The organism is Streptomyces armeniacus (assembly GCF_003355155.1).
Taxonomy (GTDB): domain Bacteria; phylum Actinomycetota; class Actinomycetes; order Streptomycetales; family Streptomycetaceae; genus Streptomyces; species Streptomyces armeniacus.
This window is the reverse complement of sequence record NZ_CP031320.1, coordinates 4,425,524-4,444,594: the sequence shown is the minus strand read 5'-3', so window position 1 is coordinate 4,444,594 and position 19,071 is coordinate 4,425,524. Positions and strand designations below refer to the sequence as shown.

The window sequence follows — 19,071 nt, the reverse complement described above, 5'->3', positions numbered from 1 at the left end:
CCGTCGAGTCTAGTCGTCCGCCACGGGTGTACCGCTGTGAGGTGCGCCGCGCGGACCGGCGTACGGCACGGGGCGGCTCAGACGAGGCGACGGGCGGTTCAGCAGACGAGGCGCGGGTCGGCTCGGTGCACGAGGCGCGGGGCGGCCTCAGTACACGAGCGCCTGTACGCCGTCCCCCAGCGCCTCGCTGACGAAGACCTGCGCGCCCGCGATCCGTACGCCTTCCAGCACGTCCTTCTCCTCGATCCCCCTGCGTTTGGCGCACTGCGTGCACAGGGTGATCTGCCCGCCCGCCTGGATGCCCTCGATCAGCTCGGGCAGCGGCGCCGCGTGCGGCAGCTCGAACTCGGCCGCGCGGCCCGGCAGCGCGAACCACGCCGACTCGCCGGTCAGCCAGAGCGAAACCTCGACACCGCTCGCGGCGGCGACCGCCGCCACCGTGAAGGCCTGCGAGCACCGTTCCGGGGCGTCGGCCCCGGCTGTCACCTTGATCACGAGCTTCTTCGCCATGGCCCCACGGTAGTCCGGCCCGTCCTGCCCCACGGCGCGGCCCGGCACCGGGGCCGCGCACGCGCGAGGGCCGCGCCCCTCAGGTGTCCAACCCGGGAGGAGCGCGGCCCTCGTCCGCCTGCTGTCTGTCTCAGACGCTCAGACCCGCGGATGCTCAGACCCGCGGATGGCTCAGACCGCGATTGCGACCTCCGCCAGGCCGCCGTCCTGCGCGACCACCGTACGGTCGGCGGAACCGCCCGGGACCAGCGCGCGCACCGTCCACGTGCCCTCGGCGGCGTAGAAGCGGAACTGGCCCGTCGCGGACGTCGGGACCTCCGCCGTGAACTCACCGGTCGCGTCGAGCAGCCGTACGTAGCCGGTGACGGGCTCGCCGTCGCGGGTCACGCTGCCCTGGATCGTCGTCTCGCCGGGCTTGATCGTGGCGGCGTCCGGCCCGCCTGCCTGTGCTCCGCACATGGATACGGTTCCCTCTCTTCCGCTGGGTCTCAGTTGCTGCCGAGCTCGACGGGGACGCCGACGAGCGAGCCGTACTCGGTCCAGGAGCCGTCGTAGTTCTTGACGTTGGGCTGGCCCAGCAGCTCGTGCAGCACGAACCAGGTGTGGGCGGACCGCTCACCGATGCGGCAGTAGGCGATGGTGTCCTTGCCGAGGTCCACGCCCTCGGCCTCGTAGAGCTCCTTGAGCTCGTCGTCGGCCTTGAAGGTGCCGTCGTCGTTGGCCGACTTGGACCACGGGATGTTCCGCGCGCTGGGGATGTGGCCCGGACGCTGCGACTGCTCCTGCGGGAGGTGCGCAGGGGCGAGCAGCTTGCCGCTGAACTCGTCGGGCGACCGCACGTCCACCAGGTTCTTCGTGCCGATCGCGGCCACGGCCTCGTCGCGGAACGCGCGGATGGAGGTGTCCTGCGGCTTCGCCTTGTACTCGGTACGGCTGCGCTGCGGCACCTCGGCGACCAGGTCGCGGGAGTCCAGCTCCCACTTCTTGCGGCCGCCGTCGAGGAGCTTCACGTCCTCGTGGCCGTAGAGCTTGAAGTACCAGTAGGCGTACGCGGCGAACCAGTTGTTGTTCCCGCCGTAGAGCACGACCGTGTCGTCGTTGGCGATGCCCTTCTCCGAGAGCAGCTTCTCGAAGCCCTCCTGGTCGACGAAGTCACGGCGCACCGGGTCCTGGAGGTCCTGCTTCCAGTCGATCCGGACGGCGTTCTTGATGTGGTTCTTCTCGTACGCGGAGGTGTCCTCGTCCACCTCGACGATGACCGTCTTCGGGTCGTTGATGCGGGCCTCGACCCAGTCGGCGTCCACCAGGACGTCACTGCGGCTCATGGGTTCTCCTCCGGAGGGCAGGTGCGGGTGCGTGCGGGACCTCTGCGCGCTCGCGCGGCGCCGGGCGACACACGCGGCAGCGCTGTGCGGCGCACAGGCCAGGGGCTGGCGGCGGATGGTGCGGGGGTGGTGCGGTGCGTCGGCGTCGCGGCGCGTGGCACCGGAAGACGGCCGTCAGACGGCGCTGCGACAGAGCATGGCGGCGACGCGGCACAGGTCGACTGCCCGTCGCTTCGTGAGAACCGCCTGTCGCTTCATGGCCTCGATCGTAAGAGAGGCGGGGGGCAGTGTCACCGGCGATCCGTATGATGAGACGAGATCGTCCGTGATGCGGGACCGGGAACTCCCGGCGGCGTCCCGCCGTACGGGCTCCGGGCGCTCGGGGCGGTGCGACATCTGTTCTGCGGACGGCGCTGTCTCGGCCCGTGGACGGACGGGTGCGTACGGGCGCGTGCGAGCGCGTACGGAGGGCCTGCGGGTGCGTGCGGGTGCGGTGGACGGGTGCCTCGTACGGCGGTGGCGTACGGCGTGCTCAGCAGGTCTAGCCGGTCAGCTGGTGAGCTCCACGTCCTTGCCCTTCAGCGAGAAGGTGACGCCGTCGGCGGTCGTCTCCGCCTCGTCCAGCTCCAGCCCGTCCGGGAAGCCGGCGACGGTGGTGCTGAAGTCGACGTTCTTCCTTATCTCCCGCTCCGCGCCCGGAATGCTGGAGCCGGGGATGGTCTCGGCGTGCAGCTGGAGCGTGTTCTTCTCGGTGACCTTCACCGTGCTGTAGATAGGGCTCGGGACCTCCACCTCGCGGCCGAGGACGTCGATCTTGGCGCTGATCTTCACCTGGTTCTTGGCCGCGCGCTCCTCGCCCGCGTACGCCACCTGCACACCGGCCGGGGCGATCGCGTTGAGGTCGCGGTACGAGACGTCCGCCTCGCCGGTCGCCTCCTTCGCGGTCGCGCTGTCGAAGTTCCCGCCGATCGTCACGTCGCTGAGCGAGGCGTCGACCCGGGTCACCGTGACCTCCTGGCCGCCGGCGGCCGCCGTCATGCCGGTCAGCTCCACGTCCACGTCGTCCAGTTCCTTGGACGCGACCTGGGTGAGGAACGGGAAGCCGTGGATCGAGACGGACGCGGACTCGGCGCCGGCCACCCCCTGGGCCTCCTTCACCTTCTTGGCCGCCTCGTCCTCCGCCATGCTCAGGGCGATGCGGTCGGCGGCGATGAAGAGCCCGGACAGCACCACGAGGACGACAAGAGTGATCCGGAGTGCGCGCATGCGTACTTCCCCCAGGTGTTCGACTGCCGTGAGCCTAACGCGACGTCCTGAGCGGGCGGGGAGCCTGAACGGCCACCGCACGGCTTCGTATCAGAGCCGGTACAACCCGGCGGGTGCGGCGGACCGTTCGCCACGCGCGCGTTCCCGCCCGCCGGTTCACACCAGCGCGCGGCCCAGCAGGTACACCGCGGGGGCCGCCAGCGTGAGCGGCAGTGCCACGCCCGCGGTCATGTGCACGAAACGGGACGGGAAGTCGTAGCTCGCGACCCGGAGGCCGGTCAGCGCGCACACCCCGGCCGCCAGCCCCAGCAGCGCACCCTCGTTGCCCATGTCCGTGAGGCGGCCCGCCGCGATGCCCGCGCCGGCCGCCGCGAGCAGCGCCACCGCGGGGGAGACGAACGGGGGCAGCGGCAGCGCACGCGCCAGTACGGCGACGCCGACCGCCGCGGCGCCCACGGTGACCGCGTCCGTGCTCGTCGGCGCGATGGCCAGATGGCCGGCGGCGACCACGGTGAGGCCGGTGGCGGTGAAGGCCGCGGTGAGCGCGTACAGGCGCTCGTCCGGGCTGGAGTGGTTGCGGAGCTGGAGCACGATCGCCAGTACGCACCAGATGCCCAGCGTGCCGACGAGCGCCGTGCCGGTGTGCTCCCGGCCGGCGGCGAGCAGCGCGACGTCCGCCGTGACGCCCGCGAGGAACGCCAGCGCGATGCCCTGGCGCGCGGGCCACATCCCGTTCAGCCGGAACCAGCCCGCGGCCGTCACCGCCTGCAGCAGCACCACGGCCACCGCGAGCACGGCACGCGGCAGCGGCGCGGTACCGGCCAGCAGCAGTGCGAGTACGGCGGTCACCGCGGCCGGCTGCAGACCGGGCGCGATGATCGGGCTCGGCCGCGCGCGCCGCGTGCTGGAGCGCGGCGCGGACGCCGACGCCGTACGCGGGGCGCGCGGAGCGGGGTCGTCCGGTACGAGCGCGCCGGTGGCGCTGGTGGTGTGCTGCTCGGGCGGCAGCGGGCCGGGCCCGGGGTGCGTGCGGTGCGGGCGTGCCTGCGGCGGCGGGGGCGCCTGCGGTACGGGCTGGGCCTGTTGCGGCTGCTGTGGCTGTTGCGTCTGTTGCGTCTGTTGCGGTTGCTGGGGCTGCTGGGCCTGGGGCGGGACGTACACCGTGCCCTGCGAGTGCGGATACGGGTACGCGTGCGGCCCCGGCTGCGGCTCGTACGGCTGCGCGTCGTACGCGTCGTACGGCTCCTGCGGCTGGACGTACGCCACCGGCCGTTGCGGGTCGTACGCCTCGTGCCCGTACGGCTGCTCGTACGGCTCGTACGGCTGCTGCGCGTACGGCTGCTGTCCGCGTGCGTCCGGCCCGTACGCGTCGTGCCCGTACGCATCGTGCCCGTACGCGTCGCGACCGTACGCGTCCCGCCCGTACGGCTGCCGCGCGTGCGGGTCCTGCGGCTCGTACGGGCCGCCGTAGTGCGGCGCTCTCCCCGTCATCGCGCACCGCCCGCGAACGGCGGCAGCACCTCGACCGTGCCGCCCTCGCTCAGCGGCACCGCGTCGTGCGCGCGGGTGCCGACGGGTGCTCCGTCCACCAGGAACGAGCAGCGGAGCAGCACCCGTTCGAAGTCGGGGCGCGCGGTGTGCCGTACGCGTGCGTCGGCGAGCGCGTCGGCGAGCGTCGCGGCGTCGTACTTCTCCTCCGCGAGGCCGGCCGCGGCCTTGGCCGCCGCCCAGTAGCGGATCGTGCCGCTCGCCATGCTGTCCCTCTCGCCGGTTTCCGGTGCGGGTCCCATGATGGCGCGTCGCGGGAGCGGCGCGTGCCGCGCGGGTCGAGTTGCCCCTTTCGGGCGCTTCCGTACGGTGTCACTCCGGCGTTCCGTACGGTGTCACTCCGGCGTTCCGTACGGCATCGCCCGGCCGTTCCGTGTGGTGTCGCACGAAACCGCGAAGTCACCCTCCGTGTTCGCGTGTAAGCGGTGACCGGACATCTCACACTCCCGTTACCTGCCCAGGTGGGCTATTCTGCTGGGCAAGAGGGATCCGGGCAGCGTTGCCCCCGGATCCTTTTGTGCTTTTACGGGCGGTACGGAGCGGTGCCGCCGACGTCCTCGCAGGGACCGAGGAAGGAACCCGACACATGGGTCAGCGAACAGGACACCGACCGCCCTCCACCGGAGGTGAGCGCGCATGAGCTCGCTCCTCCTGCTCACCAACGCCCTCCAGCCGTCCACCGAAGTCCTCCCCGCGCTGGGTCTCCTGCTGCACAACGTACGGGTCGTGCCCGCCGAGGGCCCCGCGCTGGTGAACGCTCCCGGCGCCGACGTCATCCTCGTCGACGGGCGGCGCGACCTGCCGCAGGTCCGCGCCCTGTGCCAGCTGCTGCGCTCCACCGGCCCCGGCTGCCCGCTGGTGCTGATCGTCACCGAGGGCGGCCTGGCGGCCGTCACCGCCGAGTGGGGCGTCGACGACGTCCTGCTCGACACTGCGGGCCCCGCCGAGGTCGAGGCGCGACTGCGGCTGGCGACCGGCCGGCAGCAGATCGGCTCGGACGACAGCCCGATGGAGATCCGCAACGGCGACCTGTCGGTGGACGAGGCCACGTACAGCGCAAAGCTCAAGGGCCGGGTGCTCGACCTCACGTTCAAGGAGTTCGAGCTCCTCAAGTACCTCGCCCAGCACCCCGGCCGGGTCTTCACGCGGGCCCAGCTGCTCCAGGAGGTGTGGGGCTACGACTACTTCGGCGGCACCCGCACCGTCGACGTGCACGTACGGCGGCTGCGCGCGAAGCTCGGCCCGGAGTACGAGGCGCTGATCGGGACCGTACGGAACGTCGGTTACCGCTTCGTCTCGCCCGACAAGGGCGAGAAGTCCGCCGCCGCGAAGAAGGCGGACGCCGAGTCCAAGTCCGTCACCGAGGCGGCCGAGGAGGTCACCCGGCGCGCGGCCGACACCGGCGGCGGACGCTGAGGCGGACGTGACGGCAGCGGTGCCCCGGACGTACGGCGGACGCTGAGCGGACGTACGGCAGCGGTGCGCCGGATCCGCGGCGGCCGGGCGCGTACGGCGGGACGTACCTCCGGTCATACGAGTGGTGCGCGCACCTGCGAGGAGCCCACGCACCCCGCGTAGACTGACCGCCGTGGCCAAGGTGACGCGGGACGATGTGGCAAGGCTGGCGGGTACGTCGACCGCGGTGGTCAGCTATGTGATCAACAACGGGCCCCGCCCGGTGGCACCGGCCACCAAGGAGCGGGTGCTGGCCGCCATCAGAGAGCTCGGCTACCGCCCGGACCGGGTCGCGCAGGCCATGGCGTCGCGGCGGACCGACCTGATAGGCCTGATCGTCCCGGACGCGCGTCAGCCGTTCTTCGCCGAGATGGCGCACGCGGTCGAACAGGCCGCGGCGGACCGCGGGAAGATGGTCCTCGTCGGCAACTCGGACTACCTCGACGAGCGCGAGGTGCACTACCTCCGCGCCTTCCTGGGCATGCGGGTGTCCGGGCTGATCCTCATCAGCCAGGGCCCCAGCGAGCACTCCGCGACGGAGATCGAGGCCTGGGACGCCCGCGTGGTGCTGCTGCACCGCCGCCCGGAGGCGATCGACGACGTGGCCGTGGTCCTGGACGACGTGGGCGGAGCGCAGCTCGCCACCCGGCATCTGCTGGAGCACGGGCACGAGTACGTCGCGTGCCTCGGCGGCATGGAGTCCACACCGGAGAACGGCGACCCGGTGACCGACCACGTCGACGGCTGGTCGCGGGCCATGCGGGAGGCGGGGCGCTCGGTGGAGGGCCGCCTGTTCCAGTCCCCGTACAACCGCTACGACACGTACCGGCTCGCGCTGGACCTGCTGGACCGGCCGGACCGGCCGACGGCGCTGTTCTGCTCGACGGACGACCAGGCCATCGGCGTTCTGCGGGCCGCCCGCGAGCTGGACATCGACGTGCCCGGCGAGCTGGCCGTGACCGGCTTCGACGACGTCAAGGAGGCGGCGCTCACCGACCCGCCGCTGACGACCGTCGCGTCCGACCGCCCCGCGATGGCGCGGGCGGCGGTCGACCTGGTGCTGGACGACGGGCTGCGGGTGCTGGGGTCGCGCCGCGAGCGCGTCCGGCAGTTCCCGTCCGGCCTGGTGGTGCGCCGCTCCTGCGGCTGCGGCTAGGGAAACGGGCCGGCGGGCGCGCCCCGGCGCGCACCTGCGCGCTGCGGTGTACGCCGGCGCGCCCCGCCGTCACCAACCGCCGGGAGCATACGGCCATTAGTGTGATACGCGGGACGAAACGGATGCGTTCGAGGGACGGCGCACGTTGATCCGGCCATGGAACCGAGGCAGCTTTGGGACCGCAACGCGGTACTGGCAGAGGCGTTCTGCCGCAGCGACGAAAACGTGAGAGACGTCCAGGGCACGCTTGACGATGCCCAGGCCGCCCGGTCGCGGATGCTCGCGGCGTTCGCGGTGACCGTACGCAACGACGGTGCGGTGGCCGATCTGCTCGGTCTGACCGAACGGGAGGTACGCATCGCCCGCCGCACGGTGGGCAAGGAGGACGCCCGCGCCGTCGCGGACGAACTGCTCACCGCCCCCGCCGCGAACCCGCCGACGGCCGAGGAGCAGCACCTCGCCAACGGCGTGCCCGACGGCTCGGGATACGCGCAGTCGCAGACCCAGCCGCAACCGCAGGTGGGCCAGACGCAGTTGCAGGCCCACGTACAGGCGCAGCAGGCACAGGCACAGGCCCAGCAGACGCAGCAGACCCAGGCACAGCAGGCGCAGGCGCAGGCACAGGTGACGGGCGCGGGGGCCGCCGCGGGTGCGGGCACGGAGCCGGTGTGGTCGGCGGCGATGGACGCCGTCCTCGTCGGGGGCTGGCAGACGGGCGTGGATCTGCAGGTGCTGGCGGCCGAGTTCGGGCTGGACCTGTCGCGCCTGGTCACCCGCGCCCAGCAGCTGTCGGTGCAGGGCAGACTCGGGCCGTACCGGGGCGCGTACGCACCGGAGGAGGCGGCGGGCCGGCACCGCCGCGGCTCCGGAGCGGTGCAGACCGACGCGTACGGCATCCCCACGCAGCAGGCGACGTCCGGCTGGGACGTCACGGCCGTCACGGACCCGACGCAGGCCGGCTGGAACGCCGCCGTACAGCAGGCGTGGGGCCAGGACCCGAACCGCACGTACACGGGGGACACGGCAGGCGGCACCCACGACTGGGACGGCATCCTGCACGAGTGGGGCGACAACCCGGCCGTACAGGAGAACCCGGCGCAGTCCTACCAGCAGTCCTACCAGCAGCAGGCGTGGCCGCAGTACACCTGAGCCGTCGGGCACGGGTGAGCCGCGGCGCACGGGCCCGGCGCGGGCGCCCGCAGATATAGACGGCAACCTAAGCCCGCACTCACGTAAATCTCATGAGCGGCCAGCACGCTGGTCGGCATGAGCGCATACGACACGAACCACCCGGACCCGGACCGCTCCGCGCACGCGCACCCCGCGCCCGAGCACGCATCCCCCGTTCCGCCGCCGCCCGCCGCGCCCCGCGCCGACTGGCCCCCGCCTCCGCCGCCAAGCCGCCCGCTTCGCGGCGCCGGCCGCGCAGCCGGCCCGCCGCGCTGCTCGCCGCCGTGGCCGTGGCGGCGGCGCTGGTCGGCGGCGGGGCGGGCGCGGTCGTGGAGGGCGCGTACGGCGGCGGCTCGGACGGTGGCGGCGGCAGCTCCGCCACGTCGGCCGCGCAGACCTCCGCCAACGGCGGCACCGTCGGCACGGTGGCCAAGACGGTCAGCCAGAGCGTCGTGGAGATCAACGCCACCTCGGCGGAGGGGGAGGCCACCGGCTCCGGCGTGGTGATCACCGAGGACGGCGAGATCCTCACCAACAACCACGTCGTCGCGGGCGCCGAGAAGGTGCAGGTCACGTTCGAGAACGGCAAGACCGCCACCGCCGACGTCGTCGGCACCGAGCCGGACCTGGACCTGGCGCTGATCAAGGTCGACGGCGCCGGCGGCCTGACCCCGGCCGTCCTCGGCGATTCCGACAAGGTCGGCGTCGGTGACGAGGTCGTCGCCTTCGGCTCGCCCGAGGGCCTGACCGGCACCGTCACCAGCGGGATCATCTCGGCCAAGGACCGCGAGGTGAAGGTGCAGCGGGAGGACGGCGATTCCGGCCGGCAGGGCGGCGGGGACGGGCGGTGGCCGTTCGAGTTCGGCGGCGGCCAGTACAACGGCGACGTCGGCACGGACACCACCACGTACAAGGCGCTCCAGACGGACGCCTCGCTGAACCCCGGCAACTCCGGCGGCCCGCTCGTGAACATGGCGGGCGAGGTCATAGGGATCAACTCGGCCATGTACGGCAACGGCGGCGACGGCGCCGCCGCCTCCGACTCGGGCAGCGCGGGCCTCGGCTTCGCCATCCCCGTCAACGACGCGAAGCGGGTGCTGGACGATCTCCGTGCCGGAAACGACTGAACGGGCGGCGGGCGCGGTGCCGGCGGCGGGCAGTCCCGTGACCGGCGCACCCGCTCCCCCACCTGCCTCCGTCCCCGTAACCGCCCCTGTACCCGAATCCGTCCCGACCGCCGCCGCGGACGGCCCGTCACCAGGCATGCTGGAGGGCATGAGCGTGCTGATCGTCGACGACGAGCCCGCGGTGCGGGACGCCCTGCGCCGCAGCCTCAGCTTCGAGGGGTACGAGACCGTGCTCGCCGTCGACGGCCTGGACGCCCTCGAGCAGGCCGCCGCGCACGAGCCTGAGCTGATCATCCTCGATGTGCTGATGCCCCGTATGGACGGCCTCACCGCCGCCCGCCGGCTGCGTGCCTCGGGCGTACGGGTGCCGATCCTGATGCTGACCGCCCGCGACACGGTCGGCGACCGCGTGACCGGGCTGGACGCGGGCGCCGACGACTACCTCGTCAAGCCGTTCGAGCTGGACGAACTCCTGGCGCGCATCCGCGCGTTGCTGCGCCGCAGCTCGTACGCCGAGGAGGCGGCCGCGGGCGGCGGCGCGGCACCCGGCGCGGCTGGTGCGGCCGGTGCTTCGGGGGCGCCGCCCGGCACGCTGGCCTTCGCGGACCTGCGGATGGACCTGGGCAGCCGCGAAGTGACGCGCGGCGGGCGGCCGGTGGAGCTGACGCGTACGGAGTTCATGCTGCTGGAGATGTTCCTGTCGCACCCGCGGCAGGTCCTCACGCGGGAGCAGATCCTCAAGGCCGTCTGGGGCTTCGACTTCGAGCCGTCGTCCAACTCGCTGGACGTGTACGTGATGTACCTGCGCCGCAAGACCGAGGCGGGCGGCGAGCCGCGGCTCGTACAGACCGTACGGGGCGTCGGCTTCGTCCTGCGCGAGTCCGACGCGGGCAGGGGCGACGGGCCCAAGGGCGACGGGCACAGGGGCAGTGCCGCCCAGCGGGGCTCCGGTACACCGAGAGGCTCGGCATAGTGCGGCGTTGGCTCAACGCGCTGCCGCTGCGCTCCCGGCTCGCGCTGCTGGTGGCGGTGACCGTGGCGGTCGCGGTGGCCGCCTGCGCGATGGTGGCGTGGCTGCTCGTACGCGCCGAGCTGATGACCTCGCTGGACGACGCGCTGCGCGACAACCGCGTACCCGGCCAGGTCGTCATCCGGCAGGTGGAGTCCGGCCAGTGCCGGGCCGTACCGGCGAAGGAACGCCAGGCGGTGCCCAACCCGTTCGACTCCACCGTGCAGATCGTCGACGCCAACGGCACCAGCTGCATGGCCTTCGGCAACCAGCCGCTGCCCGTCACCGACGCCGACGTGGAGGTTGCGCAGGGGCAGCGCAGCGAGTCGATCCACAGCGCCCGCGCCGACGACGGTGAGGACTACCGCGTGCTCACCCGCCCCCTCGAAGGCACCGCCGCCGCCGTGTCGGTGGCACGGCCGATCAGCGAGGTCGACCGTTCGCTGGACACACTCGCGCTGGTGCTCGGCCTCGTCGCCGCGGCGGGCGTACTGGGCGCGGCGGGCGCCGGCGTCGCGCTCGCCCGCGCCGGGCTGCGCCCCGTCGACCGGCTGACCGGCGCGGTGGAACACGTTGCCCGTACGGAGGACCTGACCGTCCACATCCCGGTGGAAGGCGACGACGAGATCGCCCGCCTCTCCCGCTCCTTCAACTCCATGACCGCCTCCCTCGCCTCCTCCCGCGAACTCCAGCAGCAGCTCATCGCCGATGCCGGGCACGAGCTCCGTACGCCGCTGACCTCGCTCCGTACGAACATCGACCTGCTCGTACGCAGCGAGGAGACCGGCCGCGAACTGCCCCCCGCCGACCGCACCGCCCTCCTCGCCTCCGTCAAGGCGCAGATGGCCGAACTCGGCGTCCTCATCGGCGACCTCCAGGAGCTGTCCCGCCCCGATGCCGCGCCCGCGGGCAGCCCGCCCGTCGCCCTCGTCGCCCTGCACGACACCGCCGAACGCGCGGTGGAACGCGTACGGCTGCGCGGCTCCGGCATCACCGTCACCGCGCGCCTCGACCCCTGGTACGTACGGGCCGAGCCCGCCGCGCTGGAGCGCGCGGTGGTCAACCTGCTGGACAACGCGGTCAAGTTCAGCCCGCCCGGCGGCGCCGTCGACGTGAAGCTGGAGGGCGGCACACTGCGCGTACGGGACTGGGGGCCGGGCGTCGCGGAGGAGGACCTCCCGTACGTCTTCGACCGCTTCTGGCGCTCCCCGACCGCACGCAGCCTCCCCGGCTCGGGCCTCGGCCTGTCCATAGTCGCCCGCACGGCCCGCCAGGCCGGCGGCGAAGCGGAGCTGCGCCGCCCGGAGGGCGGCGGCACGGAGGCGGTGCTGCGGCTGCCGGGGGCGCCGGAGCCATTGCCGGAGCCGCCGGGGGCGTCTGACGCTTGACTTGAAGCTGGCTTCAAGTTGCATCGTCGTCGGTGTCGCGCGGTGCTGCGCGATGCCGTACGAACTCAAGGAGAGACCATGTCCAGCGTCAGCAGCAGCACGAGCAGCAGCACTCCGCCCGGCGGCAGCCGGCTCGCCGTGATCTACGGGAGCGTGCGCGAGGGGCGTTTCGGCCCGGTCGTCGGCGACTGGTTCGCGGGCGAGGCGGAGACGCACGGCGGCTTCGGCGAGGTCGACGTCATCGATCTGGCCGACCACGAACTCCCGCTGATCTTCCCGGACTTCAGCGCCGGACCGCCGCCGGAGACGGCGCGCGTGCTGGAAGGGCTGTCCGAACGGCTGGCCGCGGCGGACGCGTTCGTCGTCGTCACGCCCGAGTACAACCACAGCTTCCCCGCGTCGCTGAAGAACGGAATCGACTGGTTCCACGGCGAATGGCAGGCCAAGCCGGTCGGCTTCGTCGCGTACGGCGGCGTTAGCGGCGGCCTGCGCGCCGTCGAACAGCTCCGGCAGGTCTTCGCGGAACTCCACGCCGTCACCGTCCGCGACGCCCTCAGCTTCCACAACGCGGGCGGCCTCTTCGGCCCCGACGGCCGCCCGAAGGACGCGGAGGGCAGCGGCGCGGCGGCAAAGGGCATGCTCGACCAGCTCACCTGGTGGGCCTCGGCCCTGCGCGAGGCCCGCGCCAAGTCCCCCTACGGGGCGGCCGCGTAGCGCGGTCGGCGCGCCCCCTCCAGCCCGTCCGGCGATTGAGGACGGCCCTCAGCCACTGCGAGCCGGTCGGCCCCGGCGCCGGAGCCTCAGCGGCCGGTCAGGGTGCGGCCGAGGAGGGGCAGCAGGCGGTCCCAGTGGTGCCGCAACGCGGCCGGGTCGAAGGAGTCGGTGTCGGACATGGTGAAGCCGTGGACGGTGCCGGGGTAGATCTCGGAGGTGTGGTCGACCCCCGCGGCGTCCAGGATCCCGTTGAGCTCGCCCAGTTCCGAGGGCGTCAAGTCGCCCTCGGCGTGGCCGAAGTGGACCTCGGCGGCCAGCTTCCCGAGGCTGTCGGGCCCGTCCGCGCCCACCGGCGCGTGGAACGCGGCGACGGCGGCCATCTCCCCGGGGTGGGCCGCGGCGGTACGTACCGCCAGGAGGCCGCCGAAGCAGTAGCCGGTCACCGCGACCGGCCCGGCGGCGACTTCGGGCTGGCCGGTGAGGAACCGGAGGCAGGCGTCGGCGTCGCGCAGGGCGAGTTCGGCGGTGTGCGCCTCGATCAGGGGCATCAGCTCGGCGAACACCGCGGGACGTGCCTCTTCCCCGATGTGCGCGGGGAGTTCGATCACCGGCGCCGGGCCGTGCCGGTAGAAGTAGTTGGGGACGAGCACGTAGTAACCGTGTCCGGCCAGCTCGGCGGCCATCTCCCGCAGCACGGGCCGTATGCCGAAGCCGTCCGCGTACATCAGCACCCCCGGGTGCCGCCCCCCGCCGTCGGGGAAGGCGGCGAACGCGTCGGCCTGGCCCAGCGGCCGGAAGCGGCCAGGGAGAGCCGGGATTTTTCTTCAATACCCCGCTGTCGGCAGGTGGCACTCTGAACGCCGACAGAAAGCCGCTGAGCATGGTGGAAGCGCATGACGAGGCAAGCCAGCAGCAAGATCGACTACTTCACGTCGACGGCGAACGGCGTCGAGTTCCTCCTCGGCCGACTGGACGGGTACCGGTACTCGCCGCACCTGCACGACACCTTCATCGTCGCGGCACTTTCCCGCGGCGTCGGCGCGCTCTCGATCGGCGGCCGGTCCTACAGCCCACGGGTGGCGCAGTTGATCTTCTGCAACCCCTTCGAGGTCCACGACGGCGCGGCGAGCGGCGGCGGCCTGAGCTACCGGGCGAGCTATCCGCCGGAACCTCTCCTGCATCGCATCGCTGTCGAGAGCGCGGCGGCTCCCCCGCGCGGGCCGGTCCGTTTCACCGAGCCAGTGGTGGACGACCCCGCGGGCGCGGCCATGTTCCTCAAGGCGCACGAGAGTTCACGGCGCGGCGAGTGCACACTCGAGGCGGAGGAACGCCTCTTCACGGCCTACGCGTACTGCCTGGAACGCTATGCGGGCGTCCGCTTGGCGGCAGCCGGGCAGGAGGACGGCCCCATCGATCGTGCCGTGACGCTGCTGTGCGACGACTACGCCGCCAATGTGACGCTTTCGGACCTCATCAATGAGGCAAAAGTCCCACGGCAGCGACTCATCAGCGCGTTCCGCCGCCGTACGGGGCTCACGCCGCATGCCTTTCTCGTCAACCGGCGCATCATCGCCGCGAAGCAGCTCTTGCGCAGCGGCGAGCGGGCGCCGGCCGTGGCGGTGCGTACCGGGTTCAGCGATCAGGCCCACCTGATCAGGACGTTCAAAGCGCGCATCGGTGTCACGCCCGGCGCGTATCAGCAGGCCGTTCGGGAACGGTGACGGCCCGCCGCCCTCCCCCTCCTTTCTCGCAGCGCCCCTACGGGCCACACTTTGGGAGTACGCAGCATGTCCAGGCGCCTGCCGGAACCGTTTCGCATCAAGGTCGTCGAGCCCATCCGGATGACGACGCGGAGCCACCGCGAGGAGGCACTGCGCCGCGCGGGCCTCAACCTCTTCTCTCTCAGCAGCGACGACGTCTACATCGACCTGCTCACCGACAGCGGCACCGGCGCGTTGAGCGACCGGCAGTGGGGCGGCCTCGTCACCGGCGACGAGGCGTACGCGGGCAGCAGAAGCTTCCACCGGCTGCGGGACACCATCTCCCGGCTCCTCGGTTTTCCCCTGACCATTCCCACCCATCAGGGGCGGGCCGCCGAGAACATCCTCTTCCCCGAACTGGTCGCGCACCGCGGGTCGCCCTCGCCGGTCTTCATCTCCAACTTCCATTTCGAGACGACCAAAGCGCACGTGGAACTCACCGGTGCGCGGGCCGTCAACACCCTGACCCCCGACGCCCTGGACACCGGCACGTACCACCCGTGGAAAGGAAACTTCGACCTTCCGGCGCTCACCTCCGCCATCGAGCAGCACGGCGCCGCGAACGTGGCCGGTGTCATCGCCACCATTACCTGCAACACCTCCGGTGGGCAGCCCATGTCGGTCGCCAACCTGCGCGAAGTCTCGTCCCACTGCCGCAGCCGCGGCATCCCGGTCATTCTTGACATCGCACGCTTCGCCGAGAACGCCTGGTTCGTGAAGCACCGCGAGGAGGAGTTCAAGGACAGCCCGATGTCCCACATCGTGGCGGAGACCATGGCCTGCGGAGACATCGCCGTCGCATCCGCCAAGAAGGACGGCCTGGCGAACATCGGCGGCTTCTGCGCCTTCCGCGAGGACGCCGAACTGTACCGAAGGGCCCAGCAGCGCTGCCTGCTGACAGAAGGCTTCATCACGTACGGAGGGCTGGCGGGCCGCGACATGGAAGCGCTCGCCATCGGCTTGGAGGAGGCGATCGACCCCGACTACCTCACCCACCGGATCGGACAGGTCGCCTACCTCGGCGAGCGCCTGCGCGCCGCCGGCATCCCGATTCAGCACCCCACGGGAGGCCATGCGGTCTTCGTCGACGCCGGGGCCATGCTGCCCCACCTGGCCTACGACCAGTTCCCCGGGCACGCCCTCGCCTGCGCCCTGTACCTGGAAGCGGGCGTCCGATCAGTGGAGATCGGCTCGCTGCTGCTCGGCCGCGCCCCGGACACCGGCGTACAGGAGAAGGCACCACTCGAACTTCTGCGGCTCACCATTCCGCGTCGCGCCTACACCAACGACCACATGGACTATGTGGCCGATGCCCTGATCGAGGTGGCGGCTGGGGCGTCCACCATCAGCGGCATCCGCTTCGACTACGAGCCGCCGGTGATGCGCAACTTCACCGGCCGCTACCGCTGGGTCTGAACCGGCCCCAGCCCACTGGCCGAAACCGGGCGCCACAGCGTGGTGTTCACGGAGGCCCGCGCCTATACGGATTTCCGGTACTCCGCCCAACGACGCGACCCGTTGACCATGCGTGCCGTCCACGGGTCCCAGTCTTCACCGGCGATCTCTTCCCACAGGTTCGCCGTGGCCTGGGCAAAGGCTGTGACGCCTGCCGCGGGGGCGGAGCGCCAGGCGGGAACCTCGGCCGCCCACTGCTCCGCTTCCGCGGGTTCGTGCCCTCCGGCAGCGATGAGCCACACGACCCAGTAGCCGGCGTCCAGCCACGCGGCGCCGCGAGTTGCCCATGCCCAGTCGACGAGGTACGCGGTGGTGGCGTCAACGAGAACGTTGGCGTTGTTGAGGTCTGTGTGGAGTAGCGACTGCCCTGCGAAGTGGTCGAGATCCGACGCGTGGTTCACGTACCGCCCCATGCGTTGCTCAGCGCGCCGAAGCTCGATGTCCGGGCAGCCGATCTCCCCCAGACAGCGCAGCAGTTCCGCGGCCTTCGGCAGGTCCGGTGAATCCGGCGAGTAGTCGGCGTGACGGCCTTCCAGAGACTCGAAAGCCAAGAGGTCCCATCCGGCTTCTTCGATGCGCCAGAGCAGCGCCGGGGCGATGCCGCGGAGGAAGGGGTTTACCTCGGCTTCCCGCCGCTGTGTCCACACCCGCTTGTGGTCGGCACGTAGCCCCTTCACAAAGCAGGTGCCGGACTCGGTGGAAACGTGTGCTCCGATTTCGCTGTTGAATCCCTGACTTACGGGCTCGGCCTTGAGGATCGGTCCTGTCCGCGCTTCGACGGCGGCGAGAACGGGCGCCGGCAGGTCTTCGAAGTCGGTACGCATTGTTGCCACGGTGCCTCACCCTCTCACAGGGCGGGCCGCGCGGGCTCCACAGCTTGGACGCAGTGATGCCCGCGCGGGATGTGCTTCTTTACCGGTAGGGGTTGTCGTCGTTGCAGCCGGGGCCGGTGCCTTCGGCGAGCGTCTCCACATCCTCGACAATGACCACACCAACGGGCTCAGGGCTCGCCTGAGGGAGGGCTGTTGGCGTGGGCGAGGCCGCCACCTGCCGGGGGGTGATCTCTACGGCTACTGCGGTCATGCCATGACTCCGTTTCCGTGTTGACAGTAGGTTTCCAGTGGTGCCTTCGCTTCCTGGTAGGCCTTTGCGAGCGGTCGGCACACCCGGCAAGTGGCCGAGAGCCGACAGCCGCCACAACCTCCGGAGCGAAGCATTTGGGCGTCCGCGATGGCAGGCAGACGCAGGAGCCCGTCCAGCCCGTCTGTCATCAGGTTGACGGGGTTCTCACGACCGACTTTGCACATGGTCGCGAAACCGTGCGGGTCCACGTGAAAGAACGAGTGTCCAGCCGGACAGCCTTCGAAGACGGCGGACTTGTTCAGAAACCCGGGCGCCTGCGCCGCAAGCGGTTCGGGGTTGCCGTCGTACGTGGGTGAGATGTTCGCGTATTCCCTGAAGCTCACGGCGTAGCGTTCTGCCACGGCGCGCATCTCATCCACTTCATGCGCGTTGTGCTTCGTGATGATCAAAGCGAGTTCGAGTGACACACCGGCTTCTTGGGCAGCACTGAGGCCCTTCATCAGGAGCTTGAACGCGCCAGGCTTCCGCGTCAGGGAATCGAAGCTCTCCTCGGATGCTCCGTAAAGCGAGACGGTCACCTTGTGCGGAGGCATGGACGACAGGAGTCCGATGGTCTCCGCCTGGTGCAGTCGCGACCCGTTCGTCAGGATCTCGATCATCATCCCCATTCTGTACGCCTGCCGGTAGGCGTGACGGAAGTCCCGGTCAATCGTGGGTTCCCCGCCCGTGAACTGCAGCCACAGGACGCCGGCGTCACGCAACACGGCAAGCAGTCGGTCCTTCTCGTCTCGCGGTACCCCGGAAAACCTGCGCTCCGCGAGAAAGCAGTGCTCGCAGTTGAAGTTGCAGCCCTTGTTGATCTCGTAGGTTGCCCGGCTGTAGTTCAACCGCGTGATGGGGCGGACAAGCACAGTCCCCGTGCTGGGCCGTCCTGAGAGGTCCAGTCCCCACGCCTGCCGAGCAGCGTCGGCAAGCCACGGCAGGACGGGCCTTTCCCGCGATACGGACTCTGTCAACTCCCGGTAGAAGTCCCGAGGGATGTGCATTCCCTTGCGCGCGCCCGGCCGTACGACGACGAACTTGTCATGTTGCGGGCTGGCAATCACCTGGTGCATGTGTCCTCCGCTGTCGAATAGACCCCTGCGGCCACCGTGCCGTCCTGGGGCTGGCCGGGCGGGCGCGGGAGCGTGAACAGTTCACAGGTAGAGCTGTCGCTCGCAGTCCCGGCAGTGCGTCTTGCCGCCGCGCTTCGCCAGCCGCCGGTGTTCACACGTCGTCGTTCCGGCCGCCCCCGCCGGGTCCCTGCCGTACGACTCCTCGCGCACCATGCGGTCCAGCTCCGCGATGCACGGGCCGCACGCGTACACGTCGCCCGTCGCGCCCGGCGTACGCACGGAGCCGACCCACAGCACGCGTACGCCCTCGCGCCGGCAGTACAGCCAACACGCCCCCGTCACCCACGCGTTGCCGTCGCCGGTCTGCGCGACCGGGGGCCACGTCACGCGCCACGAGCGCTCGACCGCGAGGGCGGGGTTCACGACGCGCACCCTTCCACCGGCACCGGTTCGCCCCGTCGCACCAACGCGTAGTCGGAGAAGATCCGGAGGCAGCGGCGGTGCCCGGTGTCGTCGGCGTGTCGGCGCATCCACACCTCGACCGGGCCCGCGTCCCGATGCGGCCCGGAGTTCTCGCAGCACGCGATCTCGCCCGAGGCGCACTCCGCCTCGTACGTGGGCTCCACCGCCTCGTCCCGCACGACCGCGTACGGAACAGCGCGGAACGCGCCCGGGGTCACCGCGCCGCCCCCCTCTCGATGGCCGCCGCCAGGTCACGCGCCACGACCGGAGCGCAGTCCCCGAGGCTCACCAGGGCGTACCCCGCGCCGTCGGCACGCGTCGTGGGGCGCACGTCCATCGACGGCAGCTGAATACCCGCCCGCCGCAACGCCGCACGCAGCGCCTCCCGCGCCTCCTCCGCCTCCTCCGCCTCCCTGAGCTTATTCGCCGTCCGCCAATCGGACATGTCCGCTCCTCTCCGTAGTGCTGCGACTACTAAGGGGTTCAGCGTGGCCCACGGCGGGGAACCATTCAACTGGTCAGCCAAGA

At 71.5% G+C, this 19,071-nt stretch carries 22 protein-coding genes; 9 read left to right on the top strand and 13 right to left on the bottom strand.

Features of this window, described 5'->3' with window-relative positions; all coding sequences use genetic code 11:
- Window positions 1–147 precede the first annotated feature (147 nt).
- The 6 genes from DVA86_RS19285 to DVA86_RS19260 form a co-directional block, all read right to left on the bottom strand.
- The gene (locus DVA86_RS19285) at window positions 148–510 is read right to left on the bottom strand and encodes a DsrE family protein (RefSeq protein WP_208879960.1); all 363 of its coding nucleotides are present in this window, start codon (window positions 508–510) and stop codon (window positions 148–150) included.
- Between the two features lie 171 nt (window positions 511–681).
- Window positions 682–969 (bottom strand): DUF1416 domain-containing protein, encoded by a 288-nt coding sequence (locus DVA86_RS19280; protein WP_208879959.1) that lies wholly within the window; start codon window positions 967–969, stop codon window positions 682–684.
- 29 nt (window positions 970–998) lie between these two features.
- The gene (locus tag DVA86_RS19275) at window positions 999–1,835 is read right to left on the bottom strand and encodes a sulfurtransferase (RefSeq protein WP_208879957.1); all 837 of its coding nucleotides are present in this window, start codon (window positions 1,833–1,835) and stop codon (window positions 999–1,001) included.
- A 549-nt stretch (window positions 1,836–2,384) separates the two neighbouring features.
- Window positions 2,385–3,101 (bottom strand): LmeA family phospholipid-binding protein, encoded by a 717-nt coding sequence (locus DVA86_RS19270; protein ID WP_208879956.1) that lies wholly within the window; start codon window positions 3,099–3,101, stop codon window positions 2,385–2,387.
- Between the two features lie 156 nt (window positions 3,102–3,257).
- Window positions 3,258–4,592 carry a hypothetical protein gene (locus tag DVA86_RS19265; RefSeq protein ID WP_208879954.1) on the bottom strand — a complete coding sequence of 445 codons (1,335 nt, stop codon included), beginning with the start codon at window positions 4,590–4,592 and terminating at the stop codon, window positions 3,258–3,260.
- A complete protein-coding gene (locus DVA86_RS19260; protein ID WP_208879951.1) occupies window positions 4,589–4,855 on the bottom strand; it encodes a MoaD/ThiS family protein in 267 nt (88 codons plus the stop codon). The genes DVA86_RS19265 and DVA86_RS19260 overlap by 4 nt, the downstream gene beginning before the upstream one ends.
- Before the next feature lie 430 nt (window positions 4,856–5,285).
- Between DVA86_RS19260 and DVA86_RS19255 the strand changes: the two genes are divergently transcribed.
- The 7 genes from DVA86_RS19255 (at window position 5,286) to DVA86_RS19225 (ending at window position 12,668) form a co-directional block, all read left to right on the top strand.
- Window positions 5,286–6,065: a response regulator transcription factor gene (locus tag DVA86_RS19255; protein ID WP_208879950.1), complete on the top strand. Its 780-nt coding sequence runs from the start codon at window positions 5,286–5,288 to the stop codon at window positions 6,063–6,065.
- A 172-nt stretch (window positions 6,066–6,237) separates the two neighbouring features.
- Window positions 6,238–7,260, top strand: coding sequence for a LacI family DNA-binding transcriptional regulator (locus DVA86_RS19250; RefSeq protein ID WP_208879948.1), 1,023 nt, complete (start codon window positions 6,238–6,240; stop codon window positions 7,258–7,260).
- Between the two features lie 225 nt (window positions 7,261–7,485).
- Entirely contained in the window at window positions 7,486–8,409 is a 924-nt protein-coding gene (locus DVA86_RS19245) for a hypothetical protein (protein ID WP_208879946.1), read from the top strand.
- Window positions 8,410–8,501: 92 nt separating this feature from the next.
- The gene (locus DVA86_RS19240) at window positions 8,502–9,557 is read left to right on the top strand and encodes a S1C family serine protease (protein WP_208879944.1); all 1,056 of its coding nucleotides are present in this window, start codon (window positions 8,502–8,504) and stop codon (window positions 9,555–9,557) included.
- Window positions 9,558–9,705: 148 nt separating this feature from the next.
- Window positions 9,706–10,530: a response regulator transcription factor gene (locus DVA86_RS19235; RefSeq protein ID WP_342776365.1), complete on the top strand. Its 825-nt coding sequence runs from the start codon at window positions 9,706–9,708 to the stop codon at window positions 10,528–10,530.
- The gene (locus DVA86_RS19230; protein ID WP_208884897.1) at window positions 10,527–11,954 is read left to right on the top strand and encodes a HAMP domain-containing sensor histidine kinase; all 1,428 of its coding nucleotides are present in this window, start codon (window positions 10,527–10,529) and stop codon (window positions 11,952–11,954) included. Before DVA86_RS19235 ends, DVA86_RS19230 begins: the two co-directional genes overlap by 4 nt.
- 78 nt (window positions 11,955–12,032) lie before the next feature.
- Complete coding sequence (locus DVA86_RS19225; protein ID WP_208879940.1) at window positions 12,033–12,668, top strand: NADPH-dependent FMN reductase; 636 nt, start codon at window positions 12,033–12,035, stop codon at window positions 12,666–12,668.
- An 86-nt stretch (window positions 12,669–12,754) separates the two neighbouring features.
- Here the strand turns inward: DVA86_RS19225 and DVA86_RS19220 are convergent, their stop codons facing one another.
- A complete protein-coding gene (locus DVA86_RS19220; RefSeq protein WP_208884895.1) occupies window positions 12,755–13,486 on the bottom strand; it encodes a dienelactone hydrolase family protein in 732 nt (243 codons plus the stop codon).
- Between the two features lie 75 nt (window positions 13,487–13,561).
- Here DVA86_RS19220 and DVA86_RS19215 point away from each other — a divergent pair, with 75 nt between their 5' ends.
- Window positions 13,562–14,389 carry an AraC family transcriptional regulator gene (locus tag DVA86_RS19215; protein ID WP_208879938.1) on the top strand — a complete coding sequence of 276 codons (828 nt, stop codon included), beginning with the start codon at window positions 13,562–13,564 and terminating at the stop codon, window positions 14,387–14,389.
- Between the two features lie 66 nt (window positions 14,390–14,455).
- Window positions 14,456–15,844 (top strand): tryptophanase, encoded by a 1,389-nt coding sequence (locus tag DVA86_RS19210; RefSeq protein ID WP_208879937.1) that lies wholly within the window; start codon window positions 14,456–14,458, stop codon window positions 15,842–15,844.
- 62 nt (window positions 15,845–15,906) lie between these two features.
- On the opposite strand, the gene DVA86_RS19205 is transcribed toward DVA86_RS19210, so the two are convergent.
- From DVA86_RS19205 to DVA86_RS19180, 6 genes are all read right to left on the bottom strand, one after another.
- Window positions 15,907–16,716 (bottom strand): protein kinase family protein, encoded by an 810-nt coding sequence (locus DVA86_RS19205; RefSeq protein WP_425470870.1) that lies wholly within the window; start codon window positions 16,714–16,716, stop codon window positions 15,907–15,909.
- A 79-nt stretch (window positions 16,717–16,795) separates the two neighbouring features.
- The gene (locus DVA86_RS19200) at window positions 16,796–16,966 is read right to left on the bottom strand and encodes a hypothetical protein (protein ID WP_208879935.1); all 171 of its coding nucleotides are present in this window, start codon (window positions 16,964–16,966) and stop codon (window positions 16,796–16,798) included.
- The gene (locus DVA86_RS19195) at window positions 16,963–18,081 is read right to left on the bottom strand and encodes a radical SAM protein (RefSeq protein ID WP_208879934.1); all 1,119 of its coding nucleotides are present in this window, start codon (window positions 18,079–18,081) and stop codon (window positions 16,963–16,965) included. Before DVA86_RS19195 ends, DVA86_RS19200 begins: the two co-directional genes overlap by 4 nt.
- An 81-nt stretch (window positions 18,082–18,162) precedes the next feature.
- Window positions 18,163–18,504: a hypothetical protein gene (locus DVA86_RS19190; protein WP_245996785.1), complete on the bottom strand. Its 342-nt coding sequence runs from the start codon at window positions 18,502–18,504 to the stop codon at window positions 18,163–18,165.
- Window positions 18,501–18,761 carry a DUF7848 domain-containing protein gene (locus DVA86_RS19185; RefSeq protein ID WP_208879933.1) on the bottom strand — a complete coding sequence of 87 codons (261 nt, stop codon included), beginning with the start codon at window positions 18,759–18,761 and terminating at the stop codon, window positions 18,501–18,503. The genes DVA86_RS19190 and DVA86_RS19185 overlap by 4 nt, the downstream gene beginning before the upstream one ends.
- Window positions 18,758–18,988, bottom strand: coding sequence for a hypothetical protein (locus DVA86_RS19180; RefSeq protein WP_208879932.1), 231 nt, complete (start codon window positions 18,986–18,988; stop codon window positions 18,758–18,760). The genes DVA86_RS19185 and DVA86_RS19180 overlap by 4 nt, the downstream gene beginning before the upstream one ends.
- Window positions 18,989–19,071: the final 83 nt, after the last annotated feature.